17 protein-coding genes are annotated in these 21083 nt (G+C 43.8%); 8 read left to right on the top strand and 9 right to left on the bottom strand.

Going from position 1 to position 21083, the window contains the following annotated elements; all coding sequences use genetic code 11:
- Positions 1-44: 44 nt before the first annotated feature.
- The gene (locus ACYQ28_RS04735; RefSeq protein WP_460048207.1) at positions 45-362 is read left to right on the top strand and encodes a hypothetical protein; all 318 of its coding nucleotides are present in this window, start codon (positions 45-47) and stop codon (positions 360-362) included.
- On the opposite strand, the gene traF is transcribed toward ACYQ28_RS04735, so the two are convergent.
- The 4 genes from traF to cobA form a co-directional block, all read right to left on the bottom strand.
- Positions 359-1654, bottom strand: a complete 1296-nt coding sequence (traF, locus tag ACYQ28_RS04730; protein WP_460048209.1) for a conjugal transfer protein TraF — start codon at positions 1652-1654, stop codon at positions 359-361. The two genes, ACYQ28_RS04735 and traF, sit on opposite strands and share 4 nt — an antisense overlap.
- Positions 1655-2159: 505 nt before the next feature.
- Positions 2160-2495, bottom strand: coding sequence for a nitrite reductase small subunit NirD (gene nirD, locus ACYQ28_RS04725; protein ID WP_460048210.1), 336 nt, complete (start codon positions 2493-2495; stop codon positions 2160-2162).
- Positions 2496-2577: 82 nt separating this feature from the next.
- Positions 2578-5121: a nitrite reductase large subunit NirB gene (nirB, locus tag ACYQ28_RS04720; protein WP_460048212.1), complete on the bottom strand. Its 2544-nt coding sequence runs from the start codon at positions 5119-5121 to the stop codon at positions 2578-2580.
- A gap of 14 nt (positions 5122-5135) precedes the next feature.
- Entirely contained in the window at positions 5136-5942 is an 807-nt protein-coding gene (cobA, locus tag ACYQ28_RS04715) for a uroporphyrinogen-III C-methyltransferase (RefSeq protein ID WP_460048213.1), read from the bottom strand.
- Between the two features lie 493 nt (positions 5943-6435).
- On the opposite strand from cobA, the gene ACYQ28_RS04710 reads away from it, so the two are divergent.
- From ACYQ28_RS04710 to ACYQ28_RS04680, 7 genes are all read left to right on the top strand, one after another.
- Positions 6436-9138 (top strand): molybdopterin-dependent oxidoreductase, encoded by a 2703-nt coding sequence (locus ACYQ28_RS04710; protein ID WP_460048215.1) that lies wholly within the window; start codon positions 6436-6438, stop codon positions 9136-9138.
- Between the two features lie 424 nt (positions 9139-9562).
- The gene (gene moaA, locus ACYQ28_RS04705; protein ID WP_460048217.1) at positions 9563-10600 is read left to right on the top strand and encodes a GTP 3',8-cyclase MoaA; all 1038 of its coding nucleotides are present in this window, start codon (positions 9563-9565) and stop codon (positions 10598-10600) included.
- A 142-nt stretch (positions 10601-10742) separates the two neighbouring features.
- Entirely contained in the window at positions 10743-11249 is a 507-nt protein-coding gene (moaB, locus tag ACYQ28_RS04700) for a molybdenum cofactor biosynthesis protein B (RefSeq protein WP_460048218.1), read from the top strand.
- A gap of 454 nt (positions 11250-11703) precedes the next feature.
- Complete coding sequence (locus ACYQ28_RS04695) at positions 11704-12420, top strand: hypothetical protein (protein WP_460048219.1); 717 nt, start codon at positions 11704-11706, stop codon at positions 12418-12420.
- A gap of 78 nt (positions 12421-12498) precedes the next feature.
- Entirely contained in the window at positions 12499-13686 is a 1188-nt protein-coding gene (locus ACYQ28_RS04690; RefSeq protein ID WP_460048220.1) for a molybdopterin molybdotransferase MoeA, read from the top strand.
- Between the two features lie 25 nt (positions 13687-13711).
- The gene (locus tag ACYQ28_RS04685) at positions 13712-14011 is read left to right on the top strand and encodes a DUF1244 domain-containing protein (RefSeq protein WP_460048221.1); all 300 of its coding nucleotides are present in this window, start codon (positions 13712-13714) and stop codon (positions 14009-14011) included.
- Positions 14012-14497: 486 nt separating this feature from the next.
- Entirely contained in the window at positions 14498-15826 is a 1329-nt protein-coding gene (locus ACYQ28_RS04680) for a glycerophosphodiester phosphodiesterase family protein (protein ID WP_460048223.1), read from the top strand.
- Positions 15827-15949: 123 nt separating this feature from the next.
- On the opposite strand, the gene ACYQ28_RS04675 is transcribed toward ACYQ28_RS04680, so the two are convergent.
- Genes ACYQ28_RS04675 through ACYQ28_RS04655 form a run of 5 tightly spaced genes read right to left on the bottom strand, consistent with a single transcriptional unit; the run spans position 15950 to position 20849 of the window.
- The gene (locus tag ACYQ28_RS04675) at positions 15950-16879 is read right to left on the bottom strand and encodes a hypothetical protein (RefSeq protein ID WP_460048224.1); all 930 of its coding nucleotides are present in this window, start codon (positions 16877-16879) and stop codon (positions 15950-15952) included.
- The gene (locus ACYQ28_RS04670; protein WP_460048226.1) at positions 16876-17826 is read right to left on the bottom strand and encodes a hypothetical protein; all 951 of its coding nucleotides are present in this window, start codon (positions 17824-17826) and stop codon (positions 16876-16878) included. The genes ACYQ28_RS04675 and ACYQ28_RS04670 overlap by 4 nt, the downstream gene beginning before the upstream one ends.
- A complete protein-coding gene (locus tag ACYQ28_RS04665; RefSeq protein WP_460048227.1) occupies positions 17823-18758 on the bottom strand; it encodes a hypothetical protein in 936 nt (311 codons plus the stop codon). Before ACYQ28_RS04665 ends, ACYQ28_RS04670 begins: the two co-directional genes overlap by 4 nt.
- Positions 18755-19726 (bottom strand): hypothetical protein, encoded by a 972-nt coding sequence (locus ACYQ28_RS04660; protein WP_460048229.1) that lies wholly within the window; start codon positions 19724-19726, stop codon positions 18755-18757. Before ACYQ28_RS04660 ends, ACYQ28_RS04665 begins: the two co-directional genes overlap by 4 nt.
- On the bottom strand, positions 19686-20849 hold the full coding sequence (locus ACYQ28_RS04655) for a hypothetical protein (RefSeq protein WP_460048230.1): 1164 nt from the start codon (positions 20847-20849) through the stop codon (positions 19686-19688). Before ACYQ28_RS04655 ends, ACYQ28_RS04660 begins: the two co-directional genes overlap by 41 nt.
- Positions 20850-21083 lie beyond the last annotated feature (234 nt).

Genomic DNA, 21083 nt, shown 5'->3' with positions numbered 1-21083 from the left:
ATAATAACTTAGTTTACATAACTAAAACTTTAAGAGGAAATCAAATGAACATTAAATTCGTAATCGCCATATTATTACTTACGAGCAGCAGCCTTTCTCAAGCTTATTGTTCACAGACCAGAAACGAATTAGAAGGGCTTTTAGGTTTAGATTCAACAGATGGAACAATTTATACCACTGTGACAAAATCTAACAATGAATGCTCTTGCGGAGATGCACGTTTTTCACCAACATTTACACCACACACCCAAGAGGCGCTGAGCATATTGCTTTCAGCCAAACTCGCCGGCAAAACTGTTCGTATTGATTTTGAAGACCCAGCTAACTGTCGTAGCGCCGCACGAGTTTATTTAGAAGATTAAAGTACCCAGCCAATTTGTAGAGCAGCGGATTGCGAATCGCTGCTTTGCGCGACGGCTATATCCAGCAAACAACTGCGCCAGCGGGTACCTAATCCCAGAGAAATCACAGTCTCACTGTTTTCAGAATTATTGATGTCTTGTCGCAAACCAGAACGTAAATAGGTTTGACGAAACGCCCGCCATTGCACACCAAATGATAAATCCTGAGTTTTGATGTTATTGCCAACCGTATCAATAGGAATTACATCGACATCCAAGCCAACCAGCCAACGATTATTGCTGTAGCCAAGGCCCAATCTCGGTTTCACGCCAATATCGATGGTATTTCCCAAATCGGTATCTAGACTCTGCTCAAAAACGTCTTTTACCGCCAAGCCCAACTGCCAATTGCCAAATTGAGTAGCAAAGCCTAGATCTAAATTAAGCTGTCGCTGACTTTGCTCGGCTGTTGCTGTAACCACGTTGTTATTTTGTAAATCTAAAAACGCTTCTGAGGTGTAAAAAACAGAAAATTTAGGGGTAGCGCCAAGTGCAATATCTTGCCCCCAAACGGTAAAACGTTGCGCAAAGCTAACGCCAACCTCCACCGAGGCAACACCTAAAGCCGTTGCGGTACTGGTTAAATCATCTCGCGGGTCAATCAAATTACCGGTTGCATCAAACAATTCAGGGTGCGCTTGTCCACGTGAGCCATTACTGGCAATAAAGTCTAAACCTTCTGCATAGTCGTCAAGCAAACCTAAGTCCGTATCGGTGATATTCAATAAACCCGATCCGTAGGCTCGTCCTCCCACATAAAAGGCTCCACCCTGCCCATCTCCGGGTTCGGAAATGACCAACCCGACAAAACCATCGGCGTTAACCCTGGCATCTTGAAGGTCCATTAACGAAGAATTTAATCGACCAATGCTGTCAACAACCGTCTGGGCGTTTTGCACCGACTGAGTGGTATTGAAGTCTGAAACTGCCGACGAGATTTGATCAACCAACTCATCGTCTTCAATATCTTGAGCATCGAAAATAGAATCGCTGATCGATAAACTGCTTGCCGGAAAATACAAACGTCCATTGCCCGGTTTATCTTCATCGTAACCGTAATTGGCTAACAGTGCCGGATTATAAAAAGTTGCGTTACCCGAATCGGCTATAGCGACACCTGCCCCACCCAAAGCGAGAGTTTTAGGCTCGAAAATACCAAAACCTGCCGCGCTAGCAGGAGGTGTAACGGCGGCCAATGAAGCGGCTGCGGCTACAGTTAACAATGATTTGGTCTTTAAATGCGAAGACATCATAAAAAATTGCTCTGTGTAAACCAATGATTGATATCTACACGTTAGCAGAATTAGCCTAAACAAATATGAAACGCGGTTCAGTTTTGCATTTTTCTAACACTAAAAAACACGGACTTATTGATCAAAAAACCGATTAGCCTAGAGTTTTCAGTGACACAAAGATGTGTCGCCAACATCAAAAACGGCAAAGGATTGAGTTATAAATAGATTGGAAATCCCATTATTAATTTCTGCTCTCTGAATAAGTCATCGATGCGTTAATCAGCAGTTCCTAACATGTGAAAAACATCTCACAAAAAACGATTAATATCCGACTTTCAAATCGGTCATTCAAAACACGGAATTTACGGGTTTAATCAAACGGCAATAAATTAAAAAACGAGAAGTAATAACCGAAAACAATTGTGCAATAAAAAAAGGTGGCTTTCGCCACCTGCATTCAAATTGAACAATTTTTAAAAATAAGTCACTAGAACTTACTTTGGAGAAAGCGGGCTAAAACCCTTTAGGTGACGGATTGAACTTCAATAACATCGCCATTTTTACGCACCGGATAAGTTTTTACAGAAACATCGGGTTTTTCAAGACACTCACCGGTAGCAAGATTGAAATGCTGCTTGTACAAAGGTGATGCAACAACCAAAGCATCGCCAATGGACCCGGTCATACCACGAGCCAAAACGTTGGCTTCGCCGATGGGATCGTAATTACTTACAGCAAAAAGCTCGCTGGTTTTTTTAATTTTAAATACTGCCACCTGTTCTTCACCAATCAAAGCACAAAGCCCTGTTCCTGGTGTAAGGTCGCTATCATTGCAGACGGTAATCCAATTATCAGACACTTTAAACGGCCTCATTATCATTTAAAATTTTTAATTTCTGCACTGTGATTAAATCAAAGGCGTTAATCACAGGCTCTTTTAATTAATCGACGAGTTCGATCAAGGTAACTTTATTTTCACGCTCTTCTTTAGTAGCTGGTCGACGTTGACCACGCTCAAGAACAAACGCAAGGTTACTGTCTTTTTGGTCGGAATTAATAAAGTGATTGAAGCGCTTCAAACGCTCCGGCGATTCTAGCGTGGTTTTCCACTCACACTGGTAGTTACCAATATTTGCGGCCATATCTGCTTCTAACTCCGCACCAATATTTAAAGCGTCATCAATTACGACTTTTTTCAGATAATCTAAGCCGCCTTGTAAATTCTCCAACCAAACCGAGGTACGTTGTAAACGATCGGCGGTGCGAATGTAGAACATCAAAAAGCGATCAATGTATTTAATCAGTGTTTCGGTGTCCAAATCGGTTGCGAACAAATCCGCATGACGAGGACGCATACCGCCGTTGCCGCACACATACATGTTCCAACCATTTTCGGTGGCAATAATACCCACGTCTTTACATTGCGCTTCGGCACATTCGCGTGTACAACCCGATACTGCGAATTTTAATTTGTGCGGTGAACGTAAACCCTTGTAGCGGTTTTCAATATCAATCGCCAAACCAACAGAGTCATCAACACCGTAGCGACACCAAGTACTTCCCACACAGGATTTAACGGTACGTACCGATTTACCATACGCATGACCGGTTTCAAAACCAGCGGCAACTAATTTTTCCCAAATTAACGGTAATTCATGCAATTGCGCGCCGAATAAATCGATACGCTGACCACCAGTAATTTTGGTGTATAGATTAAATTCTTTCGCGACTTCACCAATAACAATTAATTTCTCGGGCGTAATTTCACCACCGGCAATTCGAGGCACAACAGAATAGGTACCGTCTTTTTGCATGTTGCCTAAATAAATATCGTTGGTGTCTTGCAAGCCAATGTTGTCATCGGACAAAACGTAGTCATTCCAGAAAGACGCTAAAATCGAACCCACGGCAGGTTTACAAATATCACAACCATGGCCTTTACCATGCTCTTCTAAAAGCTGATCAAAGGTTTTGATTTTCTTAACGCGAACAATATCGGCAAGCTCTTGGCGAGTGTGGGCAAAATGCTCACAAATATCGGTATTCACTTCGTAACCCAACGATAACAAGCTTGCATCTAAAACTTGTTTGGCCAAGGCCGCACAACCACCACAACCGGTTGATGCTTTGGTCATGGCTTTAATGGCCGCCATATCGGTAGCACCACCGGCAACGGCTTGCTCAATTTGACCTTTGGTTACGTCGTAACAAGAACAGATTACCGCGCTTTCAGGCAACGCATCTACGCCTAAACCAGAACTCGCAGAACCATCCACAGAAGGCAGAATTAACGCTTCTGGTGATTCCGGTAAATCCATATCGTTTAACACGAGTTGCAATAAATTACCGTAGGCTTCGACTTCACCAACCAGAACGGCACCGACTAATTTTTTGCGATCGGCAGATACAATTAAACGCTTGTAAACTTGCTCAACGTCATCGGTATAGGTGTAGCTTAAAGAGCCGGGAGTTAAACCGTGCGCATCACCAATACTGGCAACGTCAACGCCCAACAATTTCAACTTGGTACTCATGTCGGCACCAACAAACTCATCGCTTTTACCGCAAATACTGCCCGCAGCCACTTTCGCCATAGAATAACCCGGCGCTACCAAACCGAAGATTTTACCGCCCCAAAGCGCGCACTCACCAATGGCATAAATGTTGTTGTCGGAGGTTTTACATTGATTATCAACAACAATACCGCCACGCTCACCTACGGTAAGCTCTGCTTGTCGAGCCAAGGTATCTTCTGGACGAATACCGGCAGAGAATAAAATTAAATCGGTTTCTAAATGCGAACCGTCGGCAAAATTCATGCGGTAGCGACAGTTTTCACCGGCAACGATTTCTGTGGTGGCTTTTTGCGTGTGAACAGAAACGCCTAGATCTTCGATTTTACGGCGCAACAAAGCACCGCCGCCCTCGTCTAACTGCACCGCCATCAGCCGTGGCGCGAATTCAACCACATGCGTCTCTAAGCCCAAACATTTCAAAGCATTGGCGGCTTCTAAGCCCAACAGACCACCACCAACAACCACACCCACTTTTGAACTCTGTGCGGATGCAGTGATTGCCTCTAAGTCTTCGATGGTACGGTAAACCAAACAATGTTCACCGTCGTTACCTGGTATTGGCGGCACAAACGGATAAGAACCCGTTGCCAAAATCAATGTATCGTAGCTTTCTTCGCGACCGCTTGCGGTAACCACTTTTTTAGCCGCGCGGTCGATCTCAACCACCTTTTCATTTAAAACGTATTTCACACCCTTTTCGTCGTAGTAACCTTCGCTGGTTAACATCAACTGTTCGGCAGAGGCGCCAGAGAAATAGCTACTCAATTGTACGCGGTCGTATGCCAAACGAGGTTCAGCAGAAAAAGTCACCACTTCAAAATTATTTGCCTCAGGTGCGCCAATAATTGTATCGATGAACTTGTGTCCAACCATACCGTTACCGACCACGACAACACGCTGTTTTGCCATAGTTTTTCTCCGACTTAATAGACTAATTGGTGAGAATTAATATTTTTTTGAGTAAGTGAAGACAGCTCGTTCATAAACGAAACCACTTCACCTACATAAATCAGTGCTGGCGCCTTAACCTGATGGCTATTGATAAGCGCTTCTAACGTTTCTAGAGTTCCTTGAAAGACACGCTGGCGATGGGTACAACCGTTTTCTACAACTGCAACCGGCATTGCACCCGACATACCCGAATTCATTAATTGCTCGGTAATCAGTGCTGGACGTGCAGAACCCATGTAAAAAACAAGCGTATTGTTACTGGCTGCCAATGCCGACCAATTCACCGCCAACAATTCTTTAGAATCTTCCGAGCGGGCGTGAGCCGTCACAAAGGTACAGCCTTGGCTTAAACCACGGTGTGTTAACGGAATACCCGCCGAAGCACTGCAACCAACGGCTGCGGTAATTCCGGGAATGACATCGGTGCTAACACCGTGAGCCGCAAGCGCAAGAACTTCTTCACCACCGCGACCAAACACAAACGGATCGCCGCCTTTTAAACGCACCACGCGCTGGCCTGTTAAAGCGGCTTTAGCAAGTTGGTTGCAGATTTCTTGCTGAGAAAAGCTATGCTCTCCACAACGCTTACCCACATAGATTTTTTCAGCAGACGACGGAAACAAAGCTCGAATCTCATCACTGATGAGTGCGTCATAAAAAATCACTTGCGCAGAAGTGATCAAACGCAAGGCTTTTACCGTCAATAAATCCGGATCACCGGGACCGGCGCCAACAATAGATACTCGCGGATTTTGAGCTGCTGTCGAATCAAATGGCATGGATAATTCCACCTTAAAAACCGTTGACACCTGCTAGCCAAGCAACAACCCGATCAAAAAAAGACCGGAATTCTTTTGTACCAGAGACCTAGCAACCTACAAGCCAATAACACAACAACAATCAAAAAAATAAAAACCTATTTATTTTCAATCAGTTATAAACAAAAAAAACTCATAGTCACAAAATAAAACATTCTCCCATCAATTATTAAGCACCAACTAAATACACAAAAATCAAATATTAATATTATTGCACCATTGAGTATCATTTTTAGATCAAATTTAATGCACCAATTTATATCACTAAAGCAATTTATGTTTTTATTTAGGCACAAAAAATAATATAACCGCCTATGTTTAATGGATTTTTCTAGTATCCTCAAAGAAAAAGCTCTCAAACCGTGCAAAAAACTATTGTTTGGTTCATTTATTGCTGTATAGATTGTAACGTTGAAGAAACCTTTAATCTTGTTATCAATCCTGGAGAACTCGAGTGACATTCCTGTCGAGCAGTACAGACAACTGGATCAAAACCACCTGCGCATACTGTGGAGTAGGATGTGGTGTCGAAGCTAAGGTAGAAGAGCAAATTCCTGGGGGCGATCTGATCGTTAAAGTTCGCGGAGACGACACTCATCCAGCAAACTTCGGGCGACTCTGTTCAAAAGGTTTAGCGCTAGGCGAAACAGCCATTGCCAACGGACGCTTGCTTCATCCAAATATGGATGGACAAGATACCACTTGGGAAATCGCCCTAAATGAAGTTGCCACTCGATTTAAAGAAACCATAGAAACCCATGGCCCAGATTCGGTTGCGTTTTACGTCAGCGGCCAAATACTTACCGAAGACTACTATCTGGCCAATAAATTAATGAAGGGATTTATTGGCAGTGGGAATATCGATACCAACTCACGCCTTTGTATGTCATCGAGCGTTTCTGGGCACAAACGCGCCTTCGGCTCGGATACCGTCCCGAATGTTTATACCGACTTTGAGCTTTCTGATCTGGTTATTTTGGTTGGGTCAAACTTGGCTTGGTGCCATCCGGTTTTATTCCAGCGTTTAAAAGCCGCCAAAGCGCAACGCCCCGAAATGAAAGTAGTGGTTATAGACCCGCGCGCTACCGACAGCTGTGCTATCGCCGATCTGCACCTTGCGGTCAATCCGGGAACCGACGTTGCCTTGTTTAACGGTTTACTGGCCGAGCTAAGCCGTCGCGAAATGATCGACAGTAATTATGTAGATCAATACACCGAAGGCTTTGAAGACGCACTTGCCGCTGCGCAACGTGATTGCCAAGATCACAATCAATTCTTAGAGACCCTAGGCGTTGATAACGAAAGCCTACAAACTTTTTACGACTGGTTCGCCACCACCGAGAAAACATTCACCGTGTATTCGCAGGGTGTTAACCAATCCAGTGCTGGTGTTGATAAGGTCAACGCCATCATCAACTGCCACTTTGCCACCGGTCGCATTGGCAAACCCGGCGCAGGCCCATTTTCGGTGACCGGCCAACCCAACGCCATGGGCGGTCGTGAAGTGGGTGGACTGGCGAATACGCTGGCGGCGCACATGGAATTTGGCGATGACCAAGCCTATGCTTTGGTCTCTGAGTTTTGGCAAACCGATCGCTTGGCTAAAAAACCAGGCTTACGCGCAGTTGAGCTCTTTGATGCCGTTGCCGAAGGTAAAATCAAAGCACTTTGGATTATGGCGACCAACCCCGTGGTCAGCCTGCCGAATGCCGACAAGGTTAAAAAAGCCATCGAAGGTTGTGATTTTGTGGTGGTATCAGACTGCATTGCCGATACCGATACGCTGCGCCTTGCCGATGTAAAACTACCTGCGCAAGGTTGGTCTGAAAAATCCGGCACCGTTACCAACTCCGAGCGTCGAATTTCTCGTCAACGTAAGCTGCTACCGCCCATCGCAGATGCCATGCCCGACTGGTGGATTATCGCAGAAGTGGGTAAACGCATGGGGTTTGGCAAGGCTTTTGAGTTTGCCAGCGAAGCCGACGTATTTCGTGAACACGCCAAGCTTTCAGCCTATAAAAACTCAGGCAATCGCGACTTTAATCTGAAGAGCCTGCAAGACATTTCAAATATTGAATACGACCAGCTTCTGCCACAGCAATGGCCTTGCGTATCGCCAGCGCCAGAAAACGCCATTCGCAACCATCGCTTTTTTGCAGAAGGAAATTTCTTCACCAAATCCGGCCGTGGTCAATTCATCAGCGTGAGCCAACGTGCTCCGCAAACTAAGCTTTCGCGCGAATACCCAATGGTGCTAAACACCGGGCGTATTCGTGATCAGTGGCACACTATGACCCGCACCGGTTTAGCGGCCAGATTAGGCGGCCACAAACCAGAGCCGTTTCTAACCATCAACCCCAAAGATGCAGAAAGTCTACAAATTAACAGCGGCGACATTGTTAAGATCACCAGTATCACCGGGCAGGCGCTGGCACGCGCCGACATCAGCGATACCGTTACTCGCAACACGGTTTTTATGCCCATTCACTGGACTCAAGTAACGTCTTCCCATGGCCGAGTCGGCGCGGTGGTAACACCCGAGTTCGATGCCATCTCGGGCCAGCCAGAAGCCAAGTTCACACCCGTCACAATCAGCAACTGGGTATTTAACTCCGAAGCCGTGGTGGTAGCTCGCCAAGAATTGGATATTGATAACAGCAACTACTGGGTTCGACAAACCATTAACCAAGGTTACCGATACACCATTGCTTCGCAAAAAACGCCAGAAGAACTCTCGCAATATTTGCGAGAAATAATGCCCAACGAAGACCAAATTAATTCTCTTGAACTCTCCGACATCCAAGGTAAGCACTTCCACTACGCCCGAATTCGTGTGAGCCGGTTGGTTGATTATTATCTGGTTGCCGATCGACTGAGCAATCGCGATCTAGATTGGTTGACAGAAACGTTAACCAACAAGGTTGATGTCACTACCCAGCGGTCATTGATCAGTGGTGAGGCTCAAGGTTCTTTAGCAACCGGTAAGCTGATTTGCGCCTGTAAAAACGTTGGCTTAAAAACCATTCAAAACAGCATTCGAGAAAACCAAATCACCTGCGTGAGCGCCATTAGTGAGTCCACCGGTGCGGGCACAGGTTGTGGCTCTTGCGTTATGGAACTGGAAAAAATTCTCGAAGAAACCTTGGTACAAAACTAGTTTTTCAAACAGTCACGGTGAGAAAACACCGTAATGACACCTAAAGCCGGTGCTTAAATGCGCTGGCTTTCACCGCACAACGTCGCCAAATTCTCGAAAATACCGCGACGGGCAATCTGCAACTTGAAATATTTACGAAATCACGGGAGTATCAAAGCAATTTTATTGGTCTTTGAGTTTTCGAATCGCGCCCAAAAGCACGGCAAGTAAACTAAAGGAAACTCTTATTAACCCAGAGTTTCCCACGACACAAAGATGTGTCGCCAATTTCAAGAACGGTAAGTGATTGTAATTGTGAAGAAATTGGAAACCGCATTGTCAAACTCTGCCTTCTGCTTAAATCATGGATGAGTTAATCACAAGGATGAGTTAATCTGAAATTGCTCAATAAAAAAGACCGAACCATTAATCTATAAGTCTACTCATGCCAAAACCCATTCAAAACGCATCTAGCCCAACAACACAAATAGAACCGACACCAAAGCTCGTCGACTCTTTTGGGCGAGCAATCACTTACTTACGGTTATCCGTAACCGATCGTTGCGATTTTCGATGTGTGTATTGTATGGCAGAGGAAATGACCTTTGTACCCAGAGCGCAACTGTGCACCCTAGAAGAATTGGCACAAATTGCTCAGGCGTTTACCGAACTGGGTGTAACCAAGATTCGCCTGACCGGCGGCGAACCACTTATCCGCAGAAGCGTAGAAACCTTGCTTGGCGAATTAGGTGCAATCAAAGCTCTGAATGAGTTAGTCATCACTACCAACGGGTCACACTTAAAAGAACACGCCCAAACACTTAAAGACGCTGGCGTAAAACGCATTAATGTCAGCCTTGATACCCTTGATCCGATCCAATTTAAAGAACTAACCCGAACCGGTAACTTGAACACGGTGCTTGAAGGTATCGACCACTGTAAAAGCTTAAATTTTGCGCGCATCAAATTAAACGCCGTTATTTTAAAACACAGAAATCTCGACCAAGTTGTTCCGCTCATCGAGTTCGCCAAAAACCATCGGCTCGACATCAGTTTTATTGAAGAAATGCCTTTGGGTGTTATTACTGAACACCAACGCGACCAAGAATTCGTCAGCAGCGCGCAATTGCGTGAGTTAATCACCGAATGTTTCGATATAGAAACTAGCAGCGCAAATACCGGCGGTCCATCACGATATTGGCAAGTGAAAGGCAGCTCAACCAAAATTGGTTTTATTTCACCGCACAGTGAAAACTTTTGCGCGAGCTGTAATCGCGTTCGCGTCAGCGCCGAAGGTAAATTGCTGCTGTGTTTGGGTAACGAACATGCGATCGATCTTAAAGCCGTGCTTCGTGCTCATCCCAACAATATTGAAAAACTCAAACAAGCCATTGTGAATGCCATTGGTAAAAAGCCAGAAAAGCATCATTTTGAGCAAGATGACGTGCAAATTGTGCGATTTATGAACGCCACCGGCGGCTAGATTTAACACACATAATCCGCACAGTTTTTGCAGATCTCAAAACAACACCTTTGCTTTTGCCAGACAATGATCACCTGGAATTAGTCATCAGGCTAAGCCATCGAACACGTATTTTTAAACTCGACATCAGAACGATTTCACCATGACCAACGCAAAAGAATTTACGCCATTAAACATAGCGGTTTTAACCATCAGCGATACTCGCGACGAATCCACCGATACCTCCGGCGACCTGCTCAAAAACTGCCTACAAACAGACGGCCACAACTTTATTGAGAAAGTTATCGTTAAAGACGACATTTACCAGATTCGCTACGCATTATCGCGCTGGATTGCCGACGCGAATGTTCAAGTCGTCGTAACTACCGGAGGCACCGGCTTCTCTGGCAGAGACAGCACTCCCGAGGCCGTAACACCGCTATTTGATCAAGAAATTATCGGCTTTGGAGAACTGTTCCGCCAGATATCCTATGAGCAAATTGGCAGCTCGACGGTGCAGTCACGATGCGTTGCTGGCATTGCCAACAAAACCGCCATTTTCTGTCTACCCGGCTCAAACAACGCCTGTGAAACCGGCTGGACAAAAATCCTAAAAGAACAGCTCGACAGCCGCCATCGTCCTTGTAATTTTGTTGGCCAGTTAATTTAAGTACTAAAAACGCGGTTTTTCGTGGTTAAAATAATCAAATAGCAAACTCAAAGAAACTCTGATTAACCTAGAGTTTCCGGTGACACAAGGATGTGCCGCCAAATTCAAGAACGGTAAGTGATTGAAATTGCAAAGAAATTGGAAATCGCATTGTCAATTTCTGTCTTCTGATTAAATCATGGAAGAGTTAATCAAAGGTTCGTTAAGTTGTCGTTGGCCGAATAACACCGAAAAAATTTGATGAGACCTGACTACAATAAAACCTAGTGTTTAGCACACGGGTTATTGTAGGCTTAGATGTAGAAATACATGCCGATTAATATGAGTTGAGTTGACTAAGCGTTACGAGTAGATTCACAAAATCGGCCTCGCCCTTTAGGAAAAGAGCTCAAATTTTATCAAAATGCTAACCAAATCCATCGCTAGGCTACCTATTGTTTCATTAAGCCCAATTATGGCTTTTATTGCCGCACTCAGCTTTATGGGTGCAAGCCATGCTGAGCAACAATTGCCCAACACGCCAGATTTGCCAGTATTTTCGGTAACAACACCGTCACCCATTACCGATTATTCCACTATATCGAATGCCCACATTGAAAAGCTGTCGAAGGTCTTTGAATCATTGGGTTACCAGCTTTACATGCATTTAGAGATTTCCAACGCCACTAAGCGACTGTTTGATGGCCAACGCTACGATGGCGCGATATTTCTAGAAGACCAAGATCAATCCAAAGAAGGTGTGCGTATTGAGCCACCACTTGAAAAAGCCTATTTAGATTTCTTTTGCTTAATGGAAAATCGATCAAGATTCGATTTAAGCGGAATTCCAGAGGGCACCACCATCGCCACAACCGGCCTTGGAAAATCTCTTTTAAATAAAACTTACCCTAATTTATCGTTAAATATCTTGGTGGCGAATCATCCAGAACACCTACTGAGATTGGTTAAATCCGGCCGCGCCGAGCTTGGCTTAACCGGCCGACCGTTAATTCTTTCTGATCTCGCCAAAGACGAAAACGGCAATCCATTATTTACGATGCTGCCCGATGGCACCATTGAGCGAGGTTTATACTTATATTTGCCCGAAAAACATCGAGAATTAAAACAACCTCTCGAAGAACTACTGCAAAAAATTTATTTTCCCGCGGCAAAGTCTTTAAGCAATAACTGAGTCAATGTTAATCGAGATAAATTCGATACCAGTTACAAGCACCCATCGTTCATTAATACTCAATAGTTCCATAAATACATGAATCAACTAATCGATATCATTAATAATATTGTTGACACTGCGCCGCTTATTTCTGAGTACGAAACCGTTACCTTAGATCAAGCGCTGAACCGCGTATTAAAAAATGCGCAAGTTAGCTCAATACCTGTTCCACCCAACGATAACAGTGCGATGGACGGTGTCACCATTAACAGTCAACAGCAAGTACCGGGAGAATGGTTACCGATTTCGCAAACTATATTCGCCGGCCATCCGCCCAGTGCATTAACGAGCAATACTGCCGCTCGAATTTATACCGGCAGTGAAATTCCGGAAAATGCCGACGCTGTAGCCATGCAAGAAGACTGTGAATTTAATGAAGATAAAACCCAAGTAAAAATTAATATCACCTTAAAACCGGGTGAAAATATTCGTCCCCAAGGCCAAGATATCCAATTGGGCGAAGAAATTATTCCAGCAGGTCAACGGCTAAAACCGCAGGACATAGGCTTATTGGCGTCTATCGGTATTCACGAAATTCAAGTGATTCGCAAACCTAAAGTCGCGATCTTCTCCACGGGAGATGAGTTGGTAAATCCCGGCGAAACACTCGCACCCGGTAAAATCTATAATTCCAACCAATATTTATTGATAGCAGCGCTCACCGCACTGGGTTGTGAAGTAAAAAATTTGGGTAAAGCCGAAGACACTTTAGAGGCTACCAAAGAAATGCTACAACAAACTGCTAATGCAGATTGTATTATTACCACCGGCGGTGTCTCTATTGGCGATGCCGACTGGGTAAAACAAGCCGTTAGCGAATTAGGCGAACTCAAAAATTGGAAATTACCCATTAAACCCGGTAAACCGCTAGCCTACGGCATTATTAACAACACTCCCTTTTTCGGTTTACCCGGCAACCCAGTTGCCGTATTTAATACTCTGTTATTAATTGTTAAACCGTATTTATTTAAAATGCTGGGCAGCAACCAACCCCTAAAAACTCGTAAATTTAAAACTAATTTTAGTCATAAAGCGCCTTCACGCATTAACTTTTTACGCGTTAAATTTAACGAACAAGGCGATTTAGAAAAATTCAGCAACCAAAGCTCCGGCGTGCTTTCATCAGTCACCTGGGCCGATGGATTAGCCATAGTTCCTATTGATAAAACGGTAAAAAGTGGCGATAAACTTGACGTCATTTTATTAAACGACTCTATTTTTTAATATTAACTCTACAAAGAATTAAACCATGACAGACTACACACAAGAAGAAATTGAACTACAAGCAGCAACCTTCAGACGTTTATTAGAGCATTTAGACGATCGCAAAGACGTGCAAAACATCGACCTTATGAACCTAGCCGGTTTTTGCCGAAACTGTTTGAGCAAATGGTACTCCGCTGCCGCCGCTGACCAAAATATCGACATCGATTACGAAAAAGCACGCGAAATCGTTTATGGTATGCCCTACTCCGAATGGAAAAATCAATACCAAAAAGAAGCGACGCCTGAGCAACTGGCGAAATTTAATGCTCAAAGCACTAAATAGAAAGCGCTGATTAACTCAGAGTTTTCATTGACACAAGGATGTGTCACTAATGTCAAGAACGATGATTGATTAAAATTGTGAAAAATTGGAAATCGAATTTTCAACTTCTACCTCCTGATTAAAATAATCATTTTAATCAAAGCTTCTTTTCAAATCCCACAAAAAACCCGCAAAAAAACCACCTAAAAAGCTTATCAAATTATCCTTAAATAAAAGAATTGCATAAGCGCAATCCATAAAACGCCTGTATTCACAAAAAAACATCGCGTCATACAACCGTAATCATAACACCATAAAAACCACGTAGATTACTCAAAAAAAATCATTGATCACCGAATCCATAATTCGATTTGTGATTCCTAATCATTGATGCAAGAAAACCTAGTACATAAAGAACGTCACCTAAAAAATTGTACATTGAACCAAGCAATGATGGTCTTAAAAAAATACGACCATCTATTTACCTAACATCAAGGAATTAGTTTTATGAGATTATTTCGCTTGAACACACCCTATAAAGCTTTTATTAAAGCATCAAGCTTTGCAATTACGCTTGCACTAACGTTAACAACAACTGCTTATGCAGAGCCCCAAAGGGCCAACTTTTTTAATAAAACTGCCAATATTCAACTCGGGCCTCGCCCATCTTATTTAATTGAAGGGCTTCCACAAGGAAAATTAAAAACGACCTTGCAACAGTGTGAAAATCGCCGTTTTGTAAAAACCGATTTTTCTATAGGTCACAGAGGCGCTCCGTTACAATTTCCGGAACACACTCGCGAATCCTACGAAGCGGCGGCAAAAATGGGCGCTGGCATATTAGAGTGCGACGTAACATTTACTGCTGATGGCGAATTGGTTTGTCGCCACGATCAATGTGATTTACACACCACTACTAACATAATTACCACCGATTTAAATCAACAATGCACCGTACCTTGGAACGAAGATAACCCAAATCCAAGCTCGGTAAAATGCTGTGCCAGCGATATTACACTAGCGCAATTTAAAACCTTAAAAGGCAAAATGGATTCGTTTAATCCGCAAGCAACCACTGCCGTAGATTATTTGGGTGGCGTACCCAGTTGGCGTACCGAAAACTACGACAGCCGTGGCACATTAATGACTCATAAAGAAAGTATCGAACTGTTTAAATCACTGGGCAGAAAATTCACACCAGAATTAAAAGGCCCAGACGGAACAGCAAACCTACAAATAGAAGACATTTTTGGCTCACAAGAAAACTATGCCCAAAAAATGCTGGACGAATATCGCGAAGCTGGAGTCTCACCCAAAAATGTTTACCCGCAATCGTTTAATTTAAACGACATTTTATATTGGATTGAAAACGAACCCGAATTCGCTCAACAAGCGGTATTTTTAGATGGCCGCTACGCTACGGGAATTAATCCAAACGACGCCTCAACATTTAACCCAACCATGGATGAACTGGTAAAACAAGGCGTAAAAATAATTGCCCCACCAATTTTTATGCTACTTGCGGTAGAAAATAACGGAGAAATTGTTCCTTCAGTCTATGCCCGTGAAGCCAAAAAAGCAGGCCTTGATATTATCACCTGGTCACTCGAACGATCAGACATCCGCCAAGGGTCACGCAGAAGCACCGACGCCCAAGGTAATATTCTTGCCGACTTCTACTACCAATTTGACATAAACCCAGAAATACAAACCGTAAACAGCGACGGCGACTTATATCGCGTGGTAGACGTACTCGCCCAAGACGTTGGCGTAATTGGCATATTCTCAGACTGGCCCGCAACCGTTACCTACTACGCTAATTGTATGAAACTCTAGAAGCCGCTGATTAAGACTATTTATAAAAATTTCAAGAAAATAAAAAGGCTCCAATTTAGGAGCCTTTATTGTTTAATTTGATTCAACTTAAAAAAGCTACGCAATCTGAGAAATAAATACTATCTAGTCAGAACTACCAATAACCTTTGGCGTATCGATCGGCGTAATATCCACTTCCGGTTTTTTCCGCGGTTTTTTCTCTTCAAATAACGGCCAAGCAAGTTCACCAAAAGTTTCGGTAACGGACATATCATCACAGGTGGCTTTTACCTTATCCCACTCTGCCTGCGTCTTCGGCCCAACCTGCAAACGCATGGAATTGATAATCGAGTCGGTCAATGCCAACATGGGTTTAGCTCTTAACTCATCCCTGTATATTTCAATACTGCCAAAGCTAAACGTAATGCACACAAATTGGTCGGTTGATACGGGGAAAATAACGAGGCGGTCAACCTCGGGATTGTCTCGACTGCCGTTATGAATCTGGTGTATATCGCATGCTACACCTTGAATACTGCCACTTAGGGGGAATACCCGCCAATGTAAGGGGCCACGATAAACGGGCTTTTTACCCGAACGACGATAGCCATAGATGTCATCTAGATAATTCGCTATGGCTGACTCAAATACCCGTGGGTGAAACAAACTGCTTTCTTTAAAAATAGAGCCTTTATTCGCCGTAAGTATCGCAGCTGTGGCTCCTAAACGAGCTTCTATTCCGGTAAACCAAGCCCCTACAAAATACCAAGTATTGCGATAAAACGGTATCACATCCCACTGATAGCGGCGGGTATCGGAGCAGGAATTAACATTGTAGCGTATGCAAAGATCGCCACCTCTTGGGTGTCTAGCATCTACAGTGCGACCGTTGCCATTGAAGCCTAGTATTGGGTTTGCCCGTGGTGCATGGAAATAAAACACCGAGTCGCCAAAGAACCATTTATTCTGCCGTGGTTTTGAAAAATACGGGCCGCATATTTCGGTCACCACCGGTCGTTTAGATTGCCCTTTCGCGTAGGGGAAAAATTTTAACCAATCTAACCAGCGTGTCATTTGTGTTGGTTTATAACCTTGGGGATTTCGATTGGAGTATCGTTGGGCGTAATATCCACTTCGGGTTTTTTCCTAGATTTTTTCTCTTCAAATAACGGCCAAGCAAGTTCACCAAAGGTTTGGGTAATCGACATATCATCACCGGTGGCTTTTACCTTATCCCACTCTGCCTGCGTCTTCGGCCCAACCTGCAAACGCATGGAATTAATGATTGAATCAGCCAAGGCCAATAATGGTTTGGCTCTTGTTTCATCTCGGTTTACTTCAACACCGCCAAAATCAAAAGTAATACAGACAAACTGATGGGGTGACACAGGGAAAAACACTATGCGGTTTAGGGATGGATTTTCTCTACTACCATTATGAATTTGATGCACATCGCACACCACACCTTGAATACTGTCGCTTAAGAGTAATACTCGCCAATTTAATGGGCCGCGATAATCTGGGCGTTTACCTGAGCGATGGTATCCATATGAGTTATCTAGACGGTCGGCAACGGCTGACTCGAAGAACCGCGGATGAAATAAACTTGTCTCTTTAAATAACGATTGTTCATCTGCAGAAACTAGCAATCCAATCGCGTCTAGACCAGCTTTTTCTCCAATAAACCACGGACCAACAAAATACCAGGTATTTCGGTAAAATAATTTGCGATCCCAATGGCCAGCAGGGGCATCAGAACCACTGGCATAAACAGGTTCTAGAAAAACTCTGAGAATATCATCCCCATGCGGGTGCAATGCGTTAATTGAACGGCCACAACCGTTAAAACCTAATACAGGATTTGCTCGTGGCGCATCAAAACAGAAAACAGAGTCGCCAAAAAACCACTTGTTCTGCCGCGGTTTAGAAAAATACGGGCCGCGTATTTCTAAATATTCTCGCCGCTTGGGATACACAGCTGCATAAGGGAAGAATTTTAGCCAGTCTAACCAGTGCGTCATTTGTTCTGAGCAATAACCTTTGGTGTATCGATCGGTGTAATATCCACTTCGGTTTTTTTCCTAGATTTTTTCTCTTCAAATAACGGCCAAGTAAGTTCACCAAAGGTGTCGGTAATAGACATATCATCGCAGGTGGCTTTTACCTTATCCCACTCTGCCTGCGCCTTCTGCCCAACCTGCAAACGCATGGAATTGATAATCGAGTCGGTCAATGCCAGCATGGGTTTAGCCCTTAACTCATTCCTGTATAGTTCAACACTCGTTAAATTAAATTTAATACAGACAAACTGATCGGTTGATACAGGAAATAGTACCAAGCGTCGTACTTCGGGATTTTCGCGACTGCCGTTATGAATTTGGTGTATATCGCACACCACCCCTTGAATGGTGTCACTTAGAGGTAAAACTTGCCAATGCAAAGGGCCGCGATAATAAGGCCTTTTACCGGAACGATCGTAGCCATAGAGATCATCCAAGTAATTGGCTATAGCGGATTCAAATGCTCGGGGATGAAACAAACTGCTTTCTTTAAAAATAGAGCCTTTACGTGCCGTAAGTATCGCAGCTGTAGCATCTAAACGAGCTTCTATTCCGGTAAACCAAGCCCCCACAAAATACCAAGTATTGCGATAAAACGGCACCACATACCACTGATTACGGCGGGTATCAGGGCGGTAGTTGGATTCAAATCTAGAGCGGACGCTTATATCTTTAGCTCCTGGATGCATGGCATCAACAGAGCGACCGTCACCATCAAAGCCTAATATTGGGTTTGCCCAAGGAGCATCAAAATAAAAAACGGAGCCGCCAAAAAACCATTTGTTTTGCCGTGGTTTTGAGAAATATGGGCCACGTATTTCGGTCACAACCGGTCGTTTAGATTGCCCTTTTGCGTAGGGGAAGAATTTTAACCAATCTAACCAGCGTGTCATTTGTTCTGAGCAATAACCTTTGGCGTATCGATCGGCGTAATATCCACCTCGGGTTTTTTCCTAGATTTTTTCTCTTCAAATAACGGCCAAGCAAGTTCACCAAAAGTTTCAGTAATCGACATATCATCACAGGTGGCTTTTACCTTATCCCACTCTGCCTGCGTCTTCGGCCCAACCTGTAAACGCATGGAGTTAATAATCGAGTCCGTCAACGCCAACATAGGTTTAGCTCTTAACTCATCTCGGTAGATATCGATACCTGTTAAATTAAATGTAATGCAGACAAACTGATCGGTTGATACCGGAAAGAGTACCAATCGTCGAAGATCGGGATTATCTTTGCCGCCGTTATGAATCTGGTGTATATCACACACCACACCTTGGATACTGCCACTTAAAGGCAATACTCGCCAATGTAAAGGGCCACGAAAATCGGGCCTTTTGCCCGAACGAAGATAACCGTAGACATTATCTAGGTGACTGGCTATAGCCGACTCGAATACCCGTGGATGAAACAAACTGCTTTCTTTAAAAGTAGAGCCTTTATGTGCTGTAAGTATTAAACCACTGGCATACAAACTGACTTGATCACCAACAAACCAAGGGCCCACAAAATACCAAGTATTGCGATAAAACGAAGCCAGATGCCATTGATCGTGACGAGCATCAGAAGTGTAATAGGTGGGTTGCAATTCGACTCTACAGAGATCAGCACCTCGCGGATGTAAGGCATTTACAGTTCGGGCACAACCATCAAAGCTCAGTATCGGGTTTGCCCATGGTGCATCAAAATAAAAAACGGAATCCCCAAAAAACCATTTGTTTTGGCGTGGTTTTGAAAAATATGGGCCGCGTATTTCTGTGACTACCGGCCGTGTATACTGGGCTTTCGCAAATGGAAAGAATTTTAACCAATCCCACATAATATCACCGCCGTAGATTTCTTTCTTTAAATTTACTGTAGGCAAATTGAATACCGCCCACCGCACCGGTGACCAAACCCGCCACACCAATCGCCCCGGTGGGCATACCGGCCAAGGCCGTGCCTGCCACCAAAACGCCCGCACCGGCAAGAGTATTAAAGGCCATTCCGCCGTTACCGGTACTTTTTAATAGATCGCGGTAATTATAGGGGTCGCCTTCGCGTCTGACACGCTCTAAATTGCCCTTAAACGCACCCAGGCTGGCGCGAATATGGCTGTTGCTGTTAAACAGGTTTTTATCTGGGATCATGTCTAAGTCCATAATCGCATCGTAGGCGGGACGTGGGCTTGATGTCGCCCAGCACATTTTTACAATGTGGTCTTGACCGGTAAAACGGACACATTTTGCTGCCAAAGTCATTAAGGCTTGGGTCAATACTACAGAGCCGCCACGTTCAGAGGTCCATTCTATGCCTTTTTTATTGTTCGATTGTTCTATTGCATCGGCCAATAACCCCGCAAAACCGAAGGTTTGATTCACCTTTATAGGGTTATAATTGCGCATACCGTTTAATTTGCCGCCCAGCGGAGAATAAAATAAATCAAAGTCTTTCTTTAAGGCTGCATTACTACTAAACATGGTATCTAGACGGTTAACGGCTTCTTGCGCAGCGTCTATTGCACGTTTGTAGTTAGTATCAGCGATTACCACTTGTCTGCCGCCTTTAGACATGATTCGACCATTGTTTCTATATTTAACATTAATGTCTTCACCGCTCGCCCGGGAAACACTGTATACCCCAGGATTTTCCTTGTTTGCCTTAGCAATACTCTCGTATTCGCTACTTAATGTTAAGTCGGTAATTACCAGCATTTTGTCGGAGCGTTTTTCTACGGTAGCGGCAATGCCAGGCACAAATACCACAACCTTGTGAAAGCTGTTGGCTTTAAAATCAATTACGTTGGGAATAAATACGTTGTGTTTACCGGTTAACCCGGTCGCTAAGGCATTAAGTTGTTTGATTGCCATCAATGGGTAATAGTAACCGCGATTAGCGGCTTTCATTAAGACTTTGGCGTGCTCTTGAACATTGGGCGCAAACACCACGTCTTTGCCAATGCCGGGAGTATTGAGTTGTAGATATTGCCCTCGGGGTATTAACTTCATGCGAAAATCCCTTTAGTAAAAGTTTGATGAGGAACAGATTTATAAAATAATTAAACGTGCTTATAGAATGAAAAATTAAATAAAACCTTTGCAACCATAAACAGCATTTACAAAAAATTTTCGCGATTTTAATTTTTATAGAATTTTAAAACGTGATTTATTTCTCACCACTAATCTTTGGTTTTTATTTTACAAAATTAGTTAAAACCAAAGTATTAGAAAATTACCATAGCA

The organism is Sessilibacter sp. MAH1 (assembly GCF_054658315.1).
This window is presented reverse-complemented; position numbering and strand designations above follow the sequence as displayed.